Genomic DNA, 15,369 nt, shown 5'->3' with positions numbered 1-15,369 from the left:
TCCGGCGTGCGGGGGTTGCCCTGTCCGCCGGCGCTGGGGGGGGGGGGGGGGGGCGCGGCGGGGGGTGGTGGTTTGGGGCCGTGATTCGGGCCCCGCCACGTCATGCCTCAGAACCGCAACGCGACTGCGCGTGACTCGATCGGTGCCATCCGGCTCTGGTCATGCAACTGCAGCTCGCGCAGTTCGAAGGGGGCACCGAAGCCGGCCGGCAGCGCTGCCTGGTCGAACGGCAGCACCAGCTGGCCGCGACCGGGACCGTCGAACCATGCGGCGGCGTGCGCCTGCGCGACCGGACGCAGTTGGCCATCCGGGCCCGTGGCGTGCAGGGTGCCGCGCGCTTCGTAGCGCCCGGCGGCGGCGACCTGCAACGGCAGCGCCACGCGCCGGCTGGCCTGGTCCGGTGTGGCCCGCCCGCCGCAGCGGGCGGGCGGCCGGGCTACGGCGAAGGCGCCCATGCCCTCGCGCAGTAAGCCAACGGCCAGGGCGAACACCAGCAGTTCCCACAGGCCCAGCGTGTTGGTGGCCTCGGCGGGGATACGTACCTGCGCGTGCAGGCTGCCGTCAGTCGTACGCAGCAACCGCTGCGGCCAGCTGCGGCCATCGGGTGCGACCAGCAAGGCTTCGCCGCCCAGTCCCCCGCGACGCGCCTGCAGCTGGGCGGGACTGGCTCCGTCTTCAAGCAGGCGTGCCCGCAGCTGTATGCTGCCGCCGGCCAGAACCTGCGCCTGGCTGGCCTGCACCTCCAGCCGCAACGGGCTGTTGGGTTCAAGCACCTGTACGACGTAGCGGCCCTGCGCCTGCGCGCTCTGCAGGCGGTAATTTCCCGCAGCACTGCCCGTGCCGGTGCGCAGCATGCTGCTGCCTTCGCCCACGGGCATGCCGGCGTCCTGCAGCTGCCGCGCGTCGACGGCGCGGGCGACGCTGCTGCGGCCGGCCGGATCCCGGACCTGCAGTGACTGCGCCGGAACCGCGCGCGCACCGGCTGCCGGGCTCAGCTGGATCACCGCATCGGGGGCGGTCAGCGGCAGCTCCAGGCCACGTTGCAGCTGCGCGCCATCGACCTGCTGCCAGTAGCTGCGGCTGACCGAGGCGTAGGGCGTGGAGGCCTGCAGGGCCTGCGCCGGGTCCAGTGCCCAGGCAAACGCCAGGGGCGCGTGTTCGCTGTCGTCAGGCGGCAGCGGTGCGGCCACCAGCGTGGCCACCACCTGGTCGCCGGGGAGGGAGCGCAGCGGCTGCGCAGCGTGCACCGTGACGGAGGCTGTGGCCAGGGCTGCCAGCACGGCGGTGGTCAGCGGAAGGGAAATCATCGTCATCGTCGTCGTCCTCACTGGGCCAGGTCGTTGCGCAGGATGGCGCCCAGGCCGAAGCACTCGCGGCGGCTCTGGTTGTGGCTCAACGGCTCGGCGCCCTGGGTACGCGCCGTGTCGGTGAACCAGGTGCTGCCCGCTGCCTTCTGGCTGCTGCACTCCAGGAATCCGTCCGAGCACGAGGACAGCCAGTTCTGGGTGAACTCCAGGCCGACGTTGGCCGCGTAGCCGCCGCAGTAGCTGTTGCTGTCCCACACGGCCGATTCGACATCGCTGCCGACCACCGCGCGGAACGGCTTGGGCAGTGCCGGCCGACCGGCCGTGCCGTACAGGTTCTGCGCGTTGTAGGTGGCCATGCTGGCGACCTGCTGCATACGCACGGCATCGTTCTTGTAACCGAGCAGCCAGCCCAGCGAGGTTTCGAAGGTGTTGCCGTTGAGCACGGCATCGGCCAGCGGCGTACCCGCCGATGAGGGTGCCAGCGCGTTGACCTTGCGCACCGTGCGGATGATGTTCGGGTAGCGGCTGTCGTAGGTCGGGTTGGAGAGGATCCAGCGCATCACGTTGCCGCCGTTGGAATGGGTGATGACCACCAGCTGGGTGATGCCGCGGCTGTTGATGAAGCCGGTGAGCTGGTCGGCCAGGCAGCCGGCGGCTTCCGGCTTCCACATGTACTGCGTGAAATCGCAGTTGATGACCACATAGTTGCTGCTGTTCGGCAGCCCCTGGCGGACGGTGTCGATGATCGCCGGTTGCCAGTAGTCCTGGGTGGCGTTGGTCTGCGCGCCGGTGCCGTGCACGAAGGCCACGCCGACCACATCGGCGGCGGTGGCCGGCGTGACGGCCATGGTGGCGAGCAGGACCAGGACGGTACTTCCTGTTGCGGTGCTGCGCATCGCTTCTCTCCCTCTGTCAGCGGATCCCCCCGACCCGGCTGGAATGGAATGGCACGCATGCCATCGTTGCGCCGATGCTCGATGCCCCGGCGCGTGAAAGTCCGTGCGCTGCGCCCGGATTCGGGAGAATGGCGGAGCGCGATGACGCTTTTGCCCCGTTTTGATGACCATGCCGGGTCTGGCCGTATGACCGACGGCCACTGCCACGCCGGCTGCGGGCTGCGATCATGGCACGGTGTTTCCTCTGCTGAGCCTGACCATGTCTGTGATCTTCCGCCCTGCCCGTCCCCTGCTTGGCCTGGCCATCGTGCTGGCGCTGGCCGGCTGTGCCGCGTCTGCTGCCCGGCCGACCGCCGTCGAAGCCAACGTCACCACCAAGGCCGTGGGCTATCTGGACGCGCGCGCCGTACCGGCCAGCCTGGCCCTGGTTCCGGCGCCACCCACCGCGGGCTCGGCGGGCTTCGCCCTGGATGAACAGGTCAGCCGCGAAGCGCGTGCACTGCGCGGCAGCCCACGCTTCGCCCAGGCCACGCGGGATGCCGAACTGGGCTTTCCGGAAGGTGCCAACCAGTTCTCCTGCGCGGTCGACATCGATGTGGACGCGGTGAAGACGCCCGCGCTGTACCGCCTGCTGGAGCGCAGCCGGATCGACGCCAGTGCTGCCACCAAGGTCGCCAAGAACCACTACCAGCGCCCGCGCCCGTTCATGGTCAACGGCGAGCCGACCTGCACGCCGGATGATGAAGCGGGCCTGCGCAGCAACGGGTCCTATCCGTCCGGCCACACCTCGATCGGCTGGGCATGGGCCCTGATCCTGTCGGAGATCGCGCCGGATCGTGCCGATGCCATCCAGGCCCGCGGCCGCAACTACGGCGAGAGCCGCCTGGTGTGCAACGTGCACTGGCAGAGCGACATCCTCGAAGGCCGTTTCATGGGGGCTGCTGCCGTTGCCCGGCTGCATGACAATGCCGCGTTCCAGCGCGACCTGCTGGCGGCACGCAGCGAGATCGCCGCCGCGCGCAAGGCCGGCCTGCACTCCAGCCGCAACTGCACCGCCGAAGAGGCAGTGTTGAAGGTACGCCCGCAGAGCGCGCTGTAAGCGCGCGCGGCGCACAGGTGGCACCGGGCCACGCCCGGCGGACACCGAACGCGGAAGGGCCGGCATTGCGCCGGCCCTTCTGCATTGCCTCGCTACAGCGACCGCATCAGAACTTCGCGGTGAACTCCACGCCCCAGGTCCGCGGCTCGTTGAGGAAGCCGGTCAGGTTGTTGAAGTCGATCGCACCGACCACGCGGGTCTGGTTGGTGAGGTTGCGGCCGAACACCGCCACGTCGTACTGGCCGTACTCCCAGTTGTAGCCCAGGCGCAGGCCGCCTTCCAGCGAACTGCGGCTGCGGAACTCCGGCGACTCGTAGATGAAGAAGTTCACCGGGCTGCGGTAGGCCCAGTCGGTGTAGGCGTACAGCTCGCTGCCATCGGTGAGCGGGAAGCCCACGCGCAGGGTCATGTTGTGGATCCACTTCGGCGCCTGCGGCAGCGGATTGCCGTTGACCAGGGCGTAGGTGCCGCCGTTGATCACCGTGGTCGGATCGGTGATGGTGCAGCCACCGCCGCAGATCGCCACGGCCAGGTTTCCGTCCTTGATCTCGGTGTCGTTGTAGCTGCTGCCCAGGGTCAGCAGGACGTTGTCGGCCAGGTAGGCTTCCAGGTCCAGCTCCACACCCTGGCCGATGGTTTTGTCGGCGTTGAGCAGGGTGGCGGTATTGTTGCTGCCGCCGACCGCGATCAGCTGCTGGCCGTCGACGTCGTAGCGGAACACGCTGAAGCCCAGGCGGGCGCGGCGATCGAACAGGTCGGCCTTGATGCCGGCTTCGTACGAGATCACCTTCTCGGAATCGGCCTGCGACACGCCACCGAAGGCCAGACGGCCCTGGATCGACGGCGCGCGGAAGCCCTTGGCCACGCGCGCATACGCATTGACGTTGTCGGTCAGCTTGTACACACCGCTGACATCCCAGCTGACGTCATCGACGTCGGTGTTGGCCAGGTACGGCCCGCTCACCGGGGTGCCGCCGGGCACGGCCTGCAGCACGCGCGCGGTGAAGTCCTTCTTGTCCTGCGTGTAGCGCACGCCGGCGCGCAGCTTGAAGCGGTCGGTGACATCGAAGTCGCCCGATGCGAACACCGCCCACGCCTTGTTGCGCTGGCTCTGCACGGCATGGCCGGTCTGCGGATTGCCCGGCGTCAGCGAGTCGTAGTTGAAGCTGTCGATGGTGACGTCTTCATCGAAGTAGAAGACACCGGCCTGCCAGTCGAAGCGGCCCCACTCATTGGATTCCACGCGGAATTCCTGGGTCCACTGGCGGTGGTGCGGCAGGCCATCGGCCGATTCGGACGGGAACGGAATGAAGCCCGGGCCATAATTGCCGGCGCCGAGGAACGAAGCACCGTAGCCACCGTCGATATCGCCGCGGTTGAGCGATTCGGCAGTCTCGTAGCCGGTGATGGAGTGCAGGGTCACCGAGCCGAGGTTCCACTGCAGGCGCGCGCTGCCGCCCCAGGTTTCCAGGTCGGAGAAGTTCACGCCGTCGTTGGCCACCTTGTCGCGGTCGAAGTTCTCGACCAGCGCGTTGCTGCCCTTCTGGATGATGTTGGCGCGGAACAGGCGGGCGGTGCCGTTGAGCTTGCGCTTGTGCAGGTTGAACAGGGCCTCGAAATCGTCGCCCTCGTACAGGAACTGCACGCGGCCGGCGGCCTCGTCATAGCCTTCAAAACCACTGTTGGGCGCGCCGACGCGGGTGTTGTCGACCCAGTCGTCACGGCGCTGGTAGATCGCCGAAACGCGTGCCGACCAGCGGTCGGTCAGCGGGCCGCCGTAGGCGCCCTGCACGTTCCAGCTGTTGTAGCTGCCGTAGCCGACGCGGACGTAGCCATCGGCATCCTGCGACGGACGCGCCGAATCGAACTTGACCACGCCGGCCGGCGTGTTGCGGCCGAACAGGGTGCCCTGCGGCCCACGCAGCACTTCCACGTTGGCCAGGTCGAACAACGGGAAGCCCTTCAGCAGCGGGCTTTCCTGCACCACGTCGTCGTACACCAGCGAGACCGGCTGCGAGGCATTGAGGTCGAAGTCGGTGTTGCCGAGGCCGCGCATGTAGAAGCGCGGGAAGGCACGGCCATAGGACGATTCGATGTTGAGGCTGGGTACGCGCGCGGCCAGGAAGCGGATGTCGTCGCCGGCCGAGCCGAGCACATCAAGCTTCTCGCCCTGGATCGCGGTGATCGCGACCGGCACGTCCTTGGCATTCTCGACGCGGCGCTGGGCCGTCACCTGCAGGGTATCGAGCGCGACCGGATCCTTGGCGGCGGGGGTTTCCTGGGCGGCTGCAACCAGCGGCAGCAGGGCGGAGAGAGCGGCAACGAGGGGGCGCGCGACCGGAATACGGCCGCGGGAAGTGCGGGTCGGGGACATGGCGGTAGGCTGTGTTTGGAGGGGTGGTAAAACGGCGCTACCAGATAATTGTTGCAATACAGCACCTGCGCCGCAAATGGCCGCTGTTCATGGCGCGGTCGCGGGCCACCGGGGAGGGTCGCTAGACTCGGGCTTTCCCACCCCGACCCGGCGCACCGCCATGACCCAGTGGTACTTCCATTCCTCCGCCCAGGCCGACCGCATCGGGCCGCTCGATGACGAAGCCGCGCGCCGCTACGCGCAGGCCAACCCCCGCGCGCTGGCCTGGTGCCAGGGCATGAGCGGCTGGACCGCCATCGCCGAGGTGCCCGAGCTGCAGGCGCCCGCCCCGGGCATGCCCAACACGCCGCCACCCGTGCCGGGCGGGCCTGCGCGGGGCCGGGCCGACGACATCGACTTCCGCATCGTCGGCCATGAGATGCAGTTCGTGGAGATCGAGCTGGATCCCGGCGAGAGCGCCATCGCCGAAGCCGGCGCGCTGATGTTCAAGGACGCCTCGGTGCAGATGGATACGGTGTTCGGCGACGGCACGCACAGCGGCCAGGGCGGCGGCATCATGGACAAGCTGATGTCGGCCGGCAAACGCGTGCTGACCGGCGAGAGCCTGTTCGCCACGCTCTATACGCATACCGGGCAGGGCAAGGCCAAGGTCGCTTTCGCCGCGCCCTACCCCGGCACCGTGCTGGCCATGAAGCTGGACCAGCACGGCGGCCGCCTGGTCTGCCAGAAGGACAGCTTCCTGGCCGGGGCGCGCGGTGTGCAGATCGGCGTGCAGTTCCAGCGCAAGATCATGACCGGCCTGTTCGGCGGCGAAGGCTTCATCATGCAGAAGCTGGAAGGCGATGGCTGGGTGTTCATCCACGCCGGAGGCTGTGTGGTCGAGCGCGAACTGGCCGCCGGCGAGCGGCTGGACGTGGATACCGGCTGCGTGGTCGCCTACCACCCGACGGTGGACATGGACGTGCGCCGGGTCAGTGGCATCAAGAGCATGGTGTTTGGTGGCGAGGGTGTGTTCCTGGCAACCCTGACCGGACCGGGCAAGGTCTGGCTGCAATCGCTGCCGTTCTCGCGCCTGGCCGGCCGGATGTGGATGGCCGCGCCGCAGGGCGGTGGGCAGAACCGCGGCGAAGGCTCGGTGCTGGGCGGCATCGGCCGCATCCTCGACGGCGACAACCGGTTCTGATCACCCGCGCGTAGCGCCGGGCCATGCCCGGCGAGCGCAGCGGCCCTGAACTGCCCGCCAGGCCATGCCCGGCGCTACCCATGGCGGTCCATGAATAGGGCGTCGTCCTGCCCTGCCCGGCCCGCCGTGGCTTCGGTATGCTGGCGCCCTTCCCTGAATCCGGCGCCGCGAGCGCATTGCCGATGAGCCTGTTCCGTCCCCGCGTGCTGCTGTCCGTTGCCCTGCTTGGCCTGCTGGCCGGTTGCGGTGGCGATCCGGTGCGTCCGGCGCCGCCGCCGGCGCCGACCGTGGTGCCGCAGGCCAAGCCGGTGAAGATCGGCATCGCGCTGGGCGGCGGCGCGGCCAAGGGCTTTGCCCACATCGGCGTGATCAAGATGCTCGAGGCTAATGGCTTCGAGCCGGTGGTGGTGTCCGGCACCAGCGCCGGCAGTGTGGTCGGCGCGTTGTACGCCAGCGGCATGGATGCGTTCCAGATGCAGAGCCGGGCCGTCGCGCTGGATGAAGCCAGCATCCGCGACGTGCGCCTGTTCTCCGGCGGGCTGGTGCAGGGCCAGAAGCTGCAGGACTACGTCAACGAGCAGGTCGCCAACCGTCCGGCAGAGCGCCTGAAGAAGCCGTTCGCCGCCGTCGCCACCCAGCTCGAAACCGGCGAACGCGCGATCTTCGTGCGCGGCAATGTGGGCCAGGCCGTCCGTGCGTCCAGCAGCATCCCCGGCGTGTTCGAGCCGGTGAAGATCGGCGGACGCAACTACGTCGATGGCGGCGTGGTGAGCCCGGTGCCGGTCGATGCCGCGCGCCAGCTCGGCGCCGACTTCGTGATCGCCGTGGACATCTCCAGCAAGGCCAGTGGCAAGGCACCGACTGACATGCTCGGCATCGTCAACCAGTCGATCGCGATCATGGGCCAGCGCCTGGGCGAGCAGGAACTGGCCCGCGCCGACATCGTGATCCGCCCGCGCGTGCTGGATATCGGTGCGGCTGATTTCAGCCAGCGCGGGACCGCGATCCTGGAGGGGGAAAAGGCGGCGATGGCCGCGATGCCGCAGATCCGCGCGAAGATCCAGCAGCTGCAGAAGGCGCGCGCCGCCGCGCTGGCACCGCCGCCGGTAGCCGCGCCGAAGTGCGAGGAGACCTCGCGGCTGGGCCGGCTGATGGGGCGCAAGGACAAGTGCTGAGCCCTCGCCCGCGCTGAGCGGTGCTCAGGGTTCCAGCTGCGACAGTGGCAACGCCTGGAAGCCCTTCACCGTGCGCAGCACGAAGCTGGAATTGGCATCGGCCACGCCACCGGCATTGAGCAGGCGGTCCAGCAGGAAGCGCGAGAAGTGCTCGAGGTCGCGCACGTAGACGTGCAACAGGTAATCCATGTCGCCGGTGAGCGCATGGCAGGCCACCACTTCATCCCAGCCCTGCACGCTGTCCACGAAATGCGCGATGGCCGCCTGGTCGTGCTTTTCCAGTTGCACCCGCACGAACGCCTGCAGGCCCAGCCGCAGCTGCCGGGGTTCCAGGCGCGCGCCATAGCCGACGATCACACCCTCGCTCTCCAGCCGCTGCAGGCGGCGCAGGCAGGCGGAGGGGGAGAGGTTCACCCGGGCCGCGAGCTCGGCATTGGTGGCGCGACCATCCCGCTGGATTTCGGCCAGCAGGCGTATATCCGTGCGATCGAACTGGACTTCTCCGGCCATTGTTGCCCCGCAACATGGTGAGTACGCAAGGATATTGCGCCAGCAAGGTCATTCCGCGCAACTTTTGCAACCCTGTTGCGCCCGCCCTGCCCTAGCATCGTGGACATCCCTTCAAGGAGCGTCCCATGGATCCCGCCCAGCCCCGCCGCGTCGAACACCAGCAGACCGACAAGGGCTACGTGCCGGTGTACACCACCGCGCTCGTCGAGCAGCCGTGGGACACCTACAGCGCCGATGACCACGCGACGTGGAGCACGCTGTACCAGCGTCAGCGCGAGCTGCTGGTTGGCCGTGCGTGCCGGGAGTTCCTGGACGCGCAGGACGAGATGGGCATGAGCGCGCACATGATTCCGCGCTTCGACCAGCTGAATGAAGTACTCGGCGCAGCCACCGGCTGGACGCTGGTGGGCGTGGAGGGGCTGCTGCCGGAGCTGGACTTCTTCGACCACCTGGCCAACCGTCGCTTCCCGGTCACGTGGTGGATCCGTCGCCCCGACCAGATCGACTACATCGCCGAGCCGGACCTGTTCCACGATCTGTTCGGCCATGTGCCGCTGCTGATGAATCCGGTGTTTGCCGATTACATGGAGGCCTACGGCCGTGGCGGTGTCAAAGCCCACGCCATCGGCCCGGAGGCGCTGCAGAACCTCACGCGCCTGTACTGGTACACGGTGGAGTTCGGCCTGATCGATACCCCGGATGGCCTGCGCATCTACGGCGCCGGTATCGTCTCGTCAAAGGGCGAATCGCTGTACTCGCTGGAATCGGCCGCGCCCAACCGCATCGGCTTCAACCTGCAGCGCATCATGCGCACGCGCTACCGCATCGATACCTTCCAGAAGACCTACTTCGTCATCGACAGCTTCGAGCAGCTGATGCAGGCGACGTCGCCGGACTTCACCCCGATCTATGCCTCGCTGGCCGAGCAGCAGCACCTGCCGGCCGGTGACGTGCAGGCCGACGACCGTGTGTTCCAGAAGGGAACCGGCGAAGGCTGGGCCGACGGCGGCGACGTGTGATGCGGCAGGGGCATCCGTAAGGCCGGCTCCACGCCCGGCTCCACGGGTCAGCGCGGGTATGCCAGCAGCAGCACCAGATCCTCGTCACCCACCTGCTGCAGTGCATGCGAACTGCCTTTGCGCGTCAGCAGGGCATCGCCTGCGCTGACGTCGTACTGCCTTCCGTCCAGCACGTAGCTGCCCTTCCCGCTGACGATGTAGTAGATCTCGTCCTTGTGCTGCGGATGCAGGCCGATGCCTGCACCCTTGTGCAGCACGCGCTTGCGCAGCACGAACGGCAGGTCCTTCTCTCCGGCGAAGAACGGATAGGCCGTGGTCGGCCCGGCGCCACCATGCGGGCCGGGCTGGCGGATGGCGATGTCATGCTCATGGACCACGCGCGAGGGCTGCGCCGGTTGCCCGCCCTGCCCCGCCGCCGCGCTCACGTCACAGTCGATGTCGCGCACGAGTGCATCTTCCAGCCCCGGCTGCAGCACCACCCACTCGCGCAGCACCAGGCAGGCGACGGCGTTGGCGCCGGCCACGCTGAAGTGGGTGCCGTCGGCCTTGCCCTGCTCGGGCACGAACAGGAAGTAGGGGCGTGCACCCTGCTCGCCCAGCGCGCGTATCCAGCGCGTGCTGCGGTCGTTGAGTTCGATCAGGGCAACGCGCTCGCGCGCGGCCAGCTGCTGCATCGCCCGCGTGTAACGCGCATGTGTGTCCAGCAGCGAACCGAAGTCATACAGCAGCCGCGCCACCGGCGTGACCAGCACCGGCGTGGCGCCCTTGTCGCGCGCCACCTGCACGTAACGCATCAGCAGGCGCGGATAGTCGCTGTCCGGATCGGTATAGCGCGTGGGATCTTCGAACTTGGCGTCGTTATGGCCGAACTGGATCAGCAGCACGTCGCCACGGCGCAGCTCGGTGGCGATCGCATCCAGGCGGCCTTCATCGATGAAGCTGCGCGTGCTGCGGCCTCCCCGGGCGTGGTTGCGCACTTCGAACCGCGCCGGATCGAGGTAGCTCTGCAGGGCCTGGCCCCAGCCCGCCTGCGGCGCGCGCTCGGGACCGTACTCGGCCGCGGTGGAGTCACCGGCGATGAACACCCGCACCGGCGCCGCCTGCGCGGTGGTGCACGACAGCAGCAACAACAGCAACAGCCTTCGCATCGCGGCACTCCTGTAGAGCCGAGCCATGCTCGGCTGTTTTTCGATCAGAGCGCGACAGCCGAGCATGGGCTCGGCTCTACAGACCGGTGTGCCTCAGCGCGCCAACCAGCCGCCATCGACCGGCAGCACGGCGCCGTTGATGTAATCCGATGCGCTGGATGCCAGGAACACCGCCGCGCCGGCCAGGTCCTCCGGCGTGCCCCAACGGCCGGCCGGAATGCGATCCAGGATCGCCTTGTTGCGGTCGGCATCGGCACGTAGGGCCGCCGTGTTGTCCGTGGCCATGTAGCCCGGCGCGATCGCGTTGATGTTGACGCCCTTGCCGGCCCATTCGTTGGCCAGCAGGCGGGTGATGCCGGCGATGCCACTCTTGCTGGCGGTGTACGACGGCACCCGGATGCCGCCCTGGAACGACAGCATCGAGGCGATGTTGATGATCTTGCCGCTGCCCTGGGCGATGAAATGACGGCCCGCCGCCTGCGAGATGAAGAACGCCGACTTGATGTTGACGTTCATCACGTCATCCCAGTCCTGTTCGCTGAACTCCACCGCGTCGGCGCGGCGGATCAGGCCGGCATTGTTGACCAGGATATCCAGGCCACCCAGTCCCTCGATGGTTTCGCGCACCACGCGCTCGACCGGCTCGATGCTGATCAGGTTGGCTTCCACCGCCAGGCAGCGTCGGCCGAGCGCGGTGATCTTCTCGATGGTTTCGGTGGGCGGCGCGATGCCGGCCACGGCGACATCGGCGCCGGCGGTGGCCAGCGCAACCGCGATACCTTGGCCCAGACCGGTATTACCACCGGTTACCAGAGCGACTTTGCCTTCCAGGCTGAAGGGATTGGCCATTGCGTGTGCGTTCCTTGGTAGAGGTGTGCGTGATGCAGGCGAACGGCCACCGGCACGCGTGCGCGGCGGCCAGGCAGGACTTACTTGAGCTGGCAGATGTCCAGCACGTGCATGTCGGTGTAATCCAGGTTCTCGCCGCCCATCGCCCAGATGAAGGCATAATTGCTGGTACCGGCACCCATGTGGATCGACCACGGCGGCGATACCACGGCTTCGTTGTTCTGGATGACGATGTGGCGCTGCGCGTCCGGTTCGCCCATGAAGTGGTACACGCGGTCGTTGTCGCCCAGGTCGAAGTAGAAATAGACCTCGCTGCGGCGGTCATGCAGGTGCGGCGGCATGGTGTTCCACACGCTGCCGGGCTTGAGCACGGTCAGGCCCAGCAGCAGCTGCGAGGACTGGCAGGTGGCCGGCACGATGTACTGGTAGATGGTGCGTTCGTTGCTGGTCTCCAGCGCACCGCGGTCCAGCGCCACCGCGTCCTTGATCGACAGCTGCTTGGTTTCAAAGCGCGCATGGGCCGGGGTCGAGGCCAGGTAGAACTGAGCGGGGTTGGCGGCGTCCTGCGAGGCGAACACGACGTCCTTGCTGCCCATCGCCACGTACAGGCCATCCTTCGGGCCCAGCGTGTAGACGGTGCCGTCGACGGTGACCGTACCGGTACCGCTGCCGACGTTGATCACGCCCAGCTCGCGACGCTCCAGGAACGGATGGCCGGCGGCCGACGCCGGTTCGGTCTGCACCGGCAGCGCCAGCGGCGCATCCAGGGGCGCCGCGCCACCGAGTACGAAGCGCTCGTAGTGGGTGTACTTCAGCGTCACCTGGCCGGGGTTGAACAGGCCGTCGAGCAGGTACAGCTCGCGCAGCTGGTCGTTGCTGGCGCCCTTGATGGCGTCGGGATGGGTGGCGTAGTGGGTCTTGCAGTACATGGCATCTCCAGAGCAGGGGGCGGGCCGATCATTCGGCCCCGGCACGGTTCAGGGGGATTCTAGCGACGTTGGTAACCGGTGTCATTTTGCGCCGCACGATAGCGCTCAACGGTCGCGGCAAAGTGAGGCGGCTTCAACGGAGTCGCAGGCAGGCCTGCGGGCTACCGGACTGATCCCCGCCGGATCAGTCCTCCGGCGGCTGGCAGGAGTCGCGCACGATCAGGTGCGGGCGCACGCTGGCGATCTGCAGCGCCGGCTGGCCGTCGGGCTGGATCAGCATCGCCGCAGCGGTGCGGCCGGTATCGCGGGTATGGCGGCGTACCGAGGTCAGCGACGGCCAAAGGCGCGAGGCCAGCGGGCTGTCGTCGTAGCCGATGATGGACAGCTGGCGCGGGATGTTGATGCCTGCACGCAGCGCCACCTTGTAGATGCCCGCCGCCATTTCATCGTTCCCGGTGAAGATCGCGGTCGGCCGGCGCTTCCCCAGCAGCAGCTTCTCGGCGGCGGCCACGCCCGATTCAAAGGTGTAGCCCGCCTCGATGATGCGGTCCTTGGGCAGCTCGATGCCACGCTGCGACAGCGCATCGATGAAGCCGGCGGTACGCTCGTGCGCCGAACGATAGGCACTGGGCCCGGTCACCAGGGCGATGTCGCGGTGGCCCAGCGAGAGCAGGTAGTCGGCCGCTTCGGCGGCGCCGTCACGATCGTGGGTGACCACCATCTGCGAACTCTCGTCCAGCGGCAGCGCGGCCACGCGGGTGAAGCGGCAGCCGATCTCATCCAGCATGTCCGCCAGCGCCTGGTCCTCGGAGGCACGCGGCACCAGGATCACCCCATGCAGCTTCTGCTGCTGCACGAAGCGGCGCACGCCGTCGATGTAGCCCGGGCTGCGGCTGTCGCAGGGGTGCACGACCAGCTCGAAGCTGGAACCGCGCAGCGCGTCGAGTGCACCGTACTGCATGTCCACGATGTACTGGGCGGTGGGGTTGTCGTAGACCATGCCGATCAGGAAGGATCGACGGAAGGCCAGGCCGCGCGCCAGCGGATCGGGCGTATAGCCCACCTCGCGCATCAGGGCCTCTACCTTGTCGCGCGTGTCCTTGCGCACCAGCGGTGAGTTGTTGATGATCCTTGAAACCGTTTTCTTGGACACTCCGGACAGTCGCGCGATGTCGTTGATCGTGGCTGCCTTGCCTTTGGCCAATGCCGGCGTGGCGGCATCATTCTTGTTGCGCACTGACATGTAATGGACCAGGTAAGTCGGGGGATTTCCGGCCGCGCACTCAGTCCAGCGCGCGGTAGCGGAAGCTGCGGAAGGTCACCGCACCGTCACCGGCAGCGTACAGCGCCGGCTTCAGGGCGAGAAACTTACCAGCCACATTGTGATGGTAACCCGAGGTTTCCATCTGAACCGGGTACTTCTGCCAGGTCCGGCCGTCGCTGCTGGTATGGAAGGTGACGATATGGCGGTTGTTGGTGACGCGCAGCCAGAGCCGCCCGCCGCGCTCGCTGGGCGCAAGCCGGGCAGGGCGTTCCTCGCCGTAACGATGCATGATGAACTGCTCGCCGTTGCTGCCCACGCCCACATAGAGGCGGTCGCTGTAGAACAGCAGCGCGCCGCCGACTGCGCCTGGCGCTACCTCCAGCTCCACCTCGAACTGGTAGGCCGGATCGCCGGCGATGGTGGTCAGCGGAGACGCATCGCGCGGCGCACTGCCCTTGCCCTGCATCACCAGCCCATCGCCGCTGAAGCGCAGGCGCCGGTACTCGTCACTGCCCGGGTTGAAGAACGCCCACTGTGGCCCGAGCCTGCCGCCGCGGAAATCATCCGAAAGCGCCATGCCGTGCGGTGCCAGGGCGCTTCCGGAAGGCTTGCGCAGCGGTTGGCCGAGGTCACCGCCCCTGGCCACGAACCAGCCATCGTCCGTCCACTCGATCGGGTCCAGCAGGGTCTGCCGGCCCAGGGTCCAGAAGCCGTTCTCATACCCGTGGTACATCATCCACCAGCGACCGTCGGTGCCTTCGATCACTGTCGCGTGGCCTCGCGACCACCACGGCTCGGACGCCGACTGCGTGCGCGTGATCGGATTGTTCGGTGCGTTCTGCCAGGGCCCATGGATGGAACGCGAGCGCGCAGTGATCACCATGTGCCCGGTGGGTGGGCCGGCGGTGCCTCCCACGGCGGTGGTCATGTAGTACCAGCCCTCGCGGAAGTGGATCTTCGGTCCTTCCTGCGCATAGGCTTCCACATCCCAGCTCTGCGGATAGCGCCAGCCGTCGTAGACATGCTTCGGTGTGCCGACCACGCTCAGCCCGTCATCGGCCAGCTGCACATAGTCGCCTCCGCTGAGGAACAGGTAGCGCTTGCCGTCCTCGCCCACCGCATGGCCGGGGTCGATGTAGCCGCCCAGGCCGATGTCGATCGGATCGCTCCACGGCCCGCGGATGTCATCGGCCCACACCACGAAGTTGCTGCGGTGTTCGCCGGTCCGGGCCGGGAAGTAGATGAAGTAGCGACCCTGATGCTTGACGATGTCCGGTGCCCAGATCGCACCCACGTTGCGGGTGATGGCATGACCCAGCGGCTGCCAGTTGACCAGGTCCCGCGAATGCCAGATCGGCAGGCCGGGATAGGCGTCGAAGGAGGACAGGGTCAGGTAGTAGTCCTGTCCGTCCTTCAGTACCGACGGATCGGGGCGGTCGCCGGCCAGCACCGGGTTCAGGTAGGTGCCGTCGCCGAGATCGGCCTGGCGCTGGTTCTCCAGCCCACGTGCCCAGGTCGGTGAGGCCGGGCCGGAGGCCAGCGCCGGAAGCGCGGCCAGAAGCAGGCTGGCCAGGGCCACGGCAGGGATGCGGCGAAGCGGACGGTGCATGGCAGCG

At 67.9% G+C, this 15,369-nt stretch carries 13 protein-coding genes; 4 read left to right on the top strand and 9 right to left on the bottom strand.

All coding sequences use genetic code 11. From position 1 onward, the window contains the following. Nucleotides 1-107: 107 nt before the first annotated feature. Together ACVOME_RS11175 and ACVOME_RS11170 are read right to left on the bottom strand one after the other, a co-directional pair. Entirely contained in the window at nt 108-1,313 is a 1,206-nt protein-coding gene (locus ACVOME_RS11175) for a DUF4785 domain-containing protein (RefSeq protein ID WP_481505098.1), read from the bottom strand. Between the two features lie 11 nt (nt 1,314-1,324). Then, complete coding sequence (locus tag ACVOME_RS11170) at nt 1,325-2,203, bottom strand: hypothetical protein (RefSeq protein WP_065182116.1); 879 nt, start codon at nt 2,201-2,203, stop codon at nt 1,325-1,327. A 259-nt stretch (nt 2,204-2,462) separates the two neighbouring features. On the opposite strand from ACVOME_RS11170, the gene ACVOME_RS11165 reads away from it, so the two are divergent. Continuing rightward, the gene (locus ACVOME_RS11165; protein ID WP_478053619.1) at nt 2,463-3,302 is read left to right on the top strand and encodes an acid phosphatase; all 840 of its coding nucleotides are present in this window, start codon (nt 2,463-2,465) and stop codon (nt 3,300-3,302) included. 106 nt (nt 3,303-3,408) lie between these two features. Here the strand turns inward: ACVOME_RS11165 and ACVOME_RS11160 are convergent, their stop codons facing one another. Next, the gene (locus ACVOME_RS11160; protein ID WP_478053620.1) at nt 3,409-5,676 is read right to left on the bottom strand and encodes a TonB-dependent receptor; all 2,268 of its coding nucleotides are present in this window, start codon (nt 5,674-5,676) and stop codon (nt 3,409-3,411) included. Nucleotides 5,677-5,836: 160 nt separating this feature from the next. Between ACVOME_RS11160 and ACVOME_RS11155 the strand changes: the two genes are divergently transcribed. Next, a complete protein-coding gene (locus ACVOME_RS11155; RefSeq protein WP_053516031.1) occupies nt 5,837-6,859 on the top strand; it encodes a TIGR00266 family protein in 1,023 nt (340 codons plus the stop codon). A gap of 182 nt (nt 6,860-7,041) precedes the next feature. Further along, nucleotides 7,042-8,034: a patatin-like phospholipase family protein gene (locus ACVOME_RS11150; protein WP_065174096.1), complete on the top strand. Its 993-nt coding sequence runs from the start codon at nt 7,042-7,044 to the stop codon at nt 8,032-8,034. 24 nt (nt 8,035-8,058) lie between these two features. On the opposite strand, the gene ACVOME_RS11145 is transcribed toward ACVOME_RS11150, so the two are convergent. After that, complete coding sequence (locus ACVOME_RS11145) at nt 8,059-8,544, bottom strand: Lrp/AsnC family transcriptional regulator (protein WP_053516027.1); 486 nt, start codon at nt 8,542-8,544, stop codon at nt 8,059-8,061. 125 nt (nt 8,545-8,669) lie between these two features. On the opposite strand from ACVOME_RS11145, the gene phhA reads away from it, so the two are divergent. Further along, nucleotides 8,670-9,563 (top strand): phenylalanine 4-monooxygenase, encoded by an 894-nt coding sequence (gene phhA, locus ACVOME_RS11140; protein WP_445393956.1) that lies wholly within the window; start codon nt 8,670-8,672, stop codon nt 9,561-9,563. 47 nt (nt 9,564-9,610) lie between these two features. Here phhA and ACVOME_RS11135 read toward each other — a convergent pair whose 3' ends face one another. From ACVOME_RS11135 to ACVOME_RS11115, 5 genes are all read right to left on the bottom strand, one after another. After that, nucleotides 9,611-10,711, bottom strand: coding sequence for a GDSL-type esterase/lipase family protein (locus ACVOME_RS11135; protein WP_481505097.1), 1,101 nt, complete (start codon nt 10,709-10,711; stop codon nt 9,611-9,613). A 93-nt stretch (nt 10,712-10,804) separates the two neighbouring features. After that, the gene (gene kduD, locus ACVOME_RS11130) at nt 10,805-11,560 is read right to left on the bottom strand and encodes a 2-dehydro-3-deoxy-D-gluconate 5-dehydrogenase KduD (protein ID WP_053516021.1); all 756 of its coding nucleotides are present in this window, start codon (nt 11,558-11,560) and stop codon (nt 10,805-10,807) included. A gap of 80 nt (nt 11,561-11,640) precedes the next feature. Next, nucleotides 11,641-12,489: a 5-dehydro-4-deoxy-D-glucuronate isomerase gene (kduI, locus tag ACVOME_RS11125; protein ID WP_053516019.1), complete on the bottom strand. Its 849-nt coding sequence runs from the start codon at nt 12,487-12,489 to the stop codon at nt 11,641-11,643. A gap of 184 nt (nt 12,490-12,673) precedes the next feature. Next, the gene (locus ACVOME_RS11120; RefSeq protein WP_053516017.1) at nt 12,674-13,732 is read right to left on the bottom strand and encodes a LacI family DNA-binding transcriptional regulator; all 1,059 of its coding nucleotides are present in this window, start codon (nt 13,730-13,732) and stop codon (nt 12,674-12,676) included. 40 nt (nt 13,733-13,772) lie between these two features. Beyond that, entirely contained in the window at nt 13,773-15,362 is a 1,590-nt protein-coding gene (locus ACVOME_RS11115; protein WP_053516015.1) for a family 43 glycosylhydrolase, read from the bottom strand. Between the last annotated feature and the right edge of the window lie 7 nt (nt 15,363-15,369).

The sequence above is a fragment of the Stenotrophomonas sp. STEN008 genome, from assembly GCF_056760435.1.
The sequence above is the reverse complement of the archived record's forward strand: the minus strand, read 5'-3'. Positions and strand labels throughout refer to the sequence as shown.

What these genes read in the sequence shown, in the direction of transcription:
- ACVOME_RS11175 (WP_481505098.1), bottom strand. Translation starts at nt 1,313, where the DNA reads ATGACGATGATTTCCCTTCCGCTGACCACCGCCGTGCTGGCAGCCCTG.
- ACVOME_RS11170 (WP_065182116.1), bottom strand. Translation starts at nt 2,203, where the DNA reads ATGCGCAGCACCGCAACAGGAAGTACCGTCCTGGTCCTGCTCGCCACC.
- ACVOME_RS11165 (WP_478053619.1), top strand. Translation starts at nt 2,463, where the DNA reads ATGTCTGTGATCTTCCGCCCTGCCCGTCCCCTGCTTGGCCTGGCCATC.
- ACVOME_RS11160 (WP_478053620.1), bottom strand. Translation starts at nt 5,676, where the DNA reads ATGTCCCCGACCCGCACTTCCCGCGGCCGTATTCCGGTCGCGCGCCCC.
- ACVOME_RS11155 (WP_053516031.1), top strand. Translation starts at nt 5,837, where the DNA reads ATGACCCAGTGGTACTTCCATTCCTCCGCCCAGGCCGACCGCATCGGG.
- ACVOME_RS11150 (WP_065174096.1), top strand. Translation starts at nt 7,042, where the DNA reads ATGAGCCTGTTCCGTCCCCGCGTGCTGCTGTCCGTTGCCCTGCTTGGC.
- ACVOME_RS11145 (WP_053516027.1), bottom strand. Translation starts at nt 8,544, where the DNA reads ATGGCCGGAGAAGTCCAGTTCGATCGCACGGATATACGCCTGCTGGCC.
- phhA (WP_445393956.1), top strand. Translation starts at nt 8,670, where the DNA reads ATGGATCCCGCCCAGCCCCGCCGCGTCGAACACCAGCAGACCGACAAG.
- ACVOME_RS11135 (WP_481505097.1), bottom strand. Translation starts at nt 10,711, where the DNA reads ATGCGAAGGCTGTTGCTGTTGTTGCTGCTGTCGTGCACCACCGCGCAG.
- kduD (WP_053516021.1), bottom strand. Translation starts at nt 11,560, where the DNA reads ATGGCCAATCCCTTCAGCCTGGAAGGCAAAGTCGCTCTGGTAACCGGT.
- kduI (WP_053516019.1), bottom strand. Translation starts at nt 12,489, where the DNA reads ATGTACTGCAAGACCCACTACGCCACCCATCCCGACGCCATCAAGGGC.
- ACVOME_RS11120 (WP_053516017.1), bottom strand. Translation starts at nt 13,732, where the DNA reads ATGTCAGTGCGCAACAAGAATGATGCCGCCACGCCGGCATTGGCCAAA.
- ACVOME_RS11115 (WP_053516015.1), bottom strand. Translation starts at nt 15,362, where the DNA reads ATGCACCGTCCGCTTCGCCGCATCCCTGCCGTGGCCCTGGCCAGCCTG.